This window comes from Ruegeria sp. CE9 (assembly GCF_056537425.1).
The window spans coordinates 1-2,471 of sequence record NZ_JBQFRO010000040.1; the positions used below are offsets into that span (position 1 = coordinate 1).

2 protein-coding genes and 1 pseudogene are annotated in these 2,471 nt (G+C 56.4%); 2 read left to right on the forward strand and 1 reads right to left on the reverse strand.

All coding sequences use genetic code 11. The annotated features are described in order from the left end of the window. On the forward strand, window positions 1-1,755 hold a 1,755-nt coding region (gene carB, locus ACR0B3_RS23680; protein ID WP_480811199.1), incomplete at its 5' end, for a carbamoyl-phosphate synthase large subunit. Window positions 1,756-1,763: 8 nt separating this feature from the next. On the opposite strand, the gene ACR0B3_RS23685 is transcribed toward carB, so the two are convergent. Then, window positions 1,764-2,210, reverse strand: a complete 447-nt coding sequence (locus tag ACR0B3_RS23685) for a YHS domain-containing (seleno)protein (RefSeq protein WP_480811200.1) — start codon at window positions 2,208-2,210, stop codon at window positions 1,764-1,766. A gap of 140 nt (window positions 2,211-2,350) precedes the next feature. On the opposite strand from ACR0B3_RS23685, the pseudogene ACR0B3_RS23690 reads away from it, so the two are divergent. After that, a pseudogene (locus ACR0B3_RS23690) lies at window positions 2,351-2,471 on the forward strand (thymidine kinase); the annotation flags it as partial.

The window sequence follows — 2,471 nt, forward strand, 5'->3', positions numbered from 1 at the left end:
GATCGCACCAGTGCAGGGATCGTTGCCGCATTTAAGCGGATCGACACCTGCGCGGCCGAGTTTGAGGCGCAGACCCCCTATATGTATTCCACCTATGAGGCCCCTGCGATGGGCGATGTGGAATGCGAAGCGCGTCCTTCGGATGCGAAAAAAGTTGTGATTTTGGGCGGCGGACCAAACCGCATTGGGCAGGGGATCGAATTTGATTATTGCTGCTGTCACGCGTGTTTTGCGCTGACCGCGCAAGGCTATGAAACCATCATGATCAATTGTAACCCAGAGACTGTTTCAACAGATTATGATACGTCCGACCGCCTGTATTTCGAGCCTCTCACCTACGAGCATGTGATGGAAATTCTGCGCGTGGAGCAGGACGCAGGTACATTGCATGGGGTTATCGTGCAATTTGGCGGTCAGACCCCGCTGAAATTGGCCAACGCGTTGCATGAGGCAGGTATCCCAATCCTTGGCACATCGCCCGATGCGATTGATTTGGCGGAGGATCGCGAGCGGTTCCAGCAGCTTGTTCAAAAGCTTGAGCTTAAGCAGCCCGAAAATGCGATTGCCCATTCTGACGAGGAAGCAAAAGCCGCGGCTGAGGCCTTGGGGTATCCTTTGGTGATCCGCCCCTCTTACGTTCTGGGTGGTCGCGCAATGGAGATCGTGCGCGACACAGCACAGCTTAACCGCTATATCGCAGAGGCTGTGGTGGTGTCTGGCGACAGCCCTGTGCTTCTTGACAGCTATCTTGATGGCGCGACCGAGGTTGATGTGGATGCGCTGTGCGATGGTGACGCGGTTCATGTCGCGGGCATTATGCAGCATATTGAGGAGGCGGGCGTGCATTCAGGCGATAGCGCCTGTTCCTTGCCGCCTCATACGCTTAGCGATGCGATTATCGCAGAGATCACCCGCCAGACCGAGGCACTGGCGCGCGCGCTCAATGTGGTTGGTTTGATGAATGTTCAATTCGCGGTTAAAGGCGATGATATCTATTTGATTGAGGTCAATCCACGCGCTTCGCGCACTGTACCCTTTGTGGCCAAGGCCACGGATAGCGCAATTGCCTCTATCGCAGCGCGCTTGATGGCGGGAGAGAAACTTTCGGTTTTCCCCAAGGCCGCGCCTCATCAACCTGTGGATGACAACGCGTCTATCCTGATGGGCGACCCGATGAGCCTGTCAGATTTCCGCACGCCGTGGTTCTCGGTCAAGGAAGCGGTGCTGCCCTTTGCCCGTTTCCCTGGCGTGGATACGCTGCTTGGGCCAGAAATGCGGTCAACGGGCGAGGTGATGGGGTGGGATCGCAGCTTTGCGCGTGCCTTCCTCAAGGCGCAGCTTGGCGCGGGAACTGTTTTGCCAACGGCAGGCACAGTGTTCTTGTCGATCAAAGATGCGGATAAATCGCCGCTCTTGGTGGAAACTGCGCAAACCTTGACCGATTTGGGCCTCAAGATTTTGGCCACCTCAGGCACGGCGAAATTCTTGGCCGATCACGGGATTTCATCTGATGTGGTCAACAAGGCCTATGAAGGTGGGCGCACGATTGTCGATATGATGAAGGACGGGATGGTTGATCTGGTCTTGAACACGACCGAAGGCGCGCAAGCGGTGGAAGACAGCCGCTCGATGCGCACAGTCGCGCTCTATGACAAGATCCCCTATTACACCACGCTTGCAGGCAGCCATGCGGCAGCCTTGGCCATGAAAGCCGCACGTGAGGGTGAATTGGCGGTGCGTTCGCTGCAGGGGTAAAGCCCCAATTACAAGCCCGCGCGGAGGTTTGGCCAATTGGCGTCTGCGCGGGCAATATGTCCCGCGACATCCTGTTCCCAGCGGCGTTGAATGCGCCGGTTGGCGTTGAGGTATAATTTCCCGTCAACGATGCGCCATGCATCAGGGCCAATCGGGGCCGTATAGCCTTGCGATACGGCCCAAGCGCAACAGCCCCCATATTGCGGGGCAAAGGCTTCGGGGCTGTTCAAGAATTGCGCGCGGTTGGCTGCTGATGCAAAATGCCATGTAGCGTTGTCCCAGTGCGCGGCGCAGTCCGACTCACCTTTGGTGGCGGCGCCATTGGTGAAATAGGCCACAGGATCATATCCCCGCAAAGCCATGCTATCACGTTGGAAGACTGCCTGAGCAAGCAGAGGCTGTGTGACGAGCGGCAGTGCTAAGCTTGACTTTATGACTGCGCGGCGGGTGATCATGGTGGGTGCTCCTGTTGCAAAACTGGGCTTGGGTATAGCCTGTTTTTAGATCACGGGTTTTGAACTTCGTGTGAGAGGGCGCGCTTGCAAGGTGGGCGCATCTATTGGCATATGGCGACAAAAGAACAACAGGGCGCGCCATGGCCAAGCTATATTTCAATTTTTCGACTATGAATGCGGGCAAGTCGACCTTGCTTTTGCAAGCAGCTCATAATTATAGCGAACGCGGCCAGACCCCATTTCTGCTGACGGCGCATCACG

Coding starts and splice junctions, on each gene's coding strand:
- ACR0B3_RS23685 (WP_480811200.1), bottom strand. CDS start 2,210: ATGATCACCCGCCGCGCAGTCATAAAGTCAAGCTTAGCACTGCCGCTC.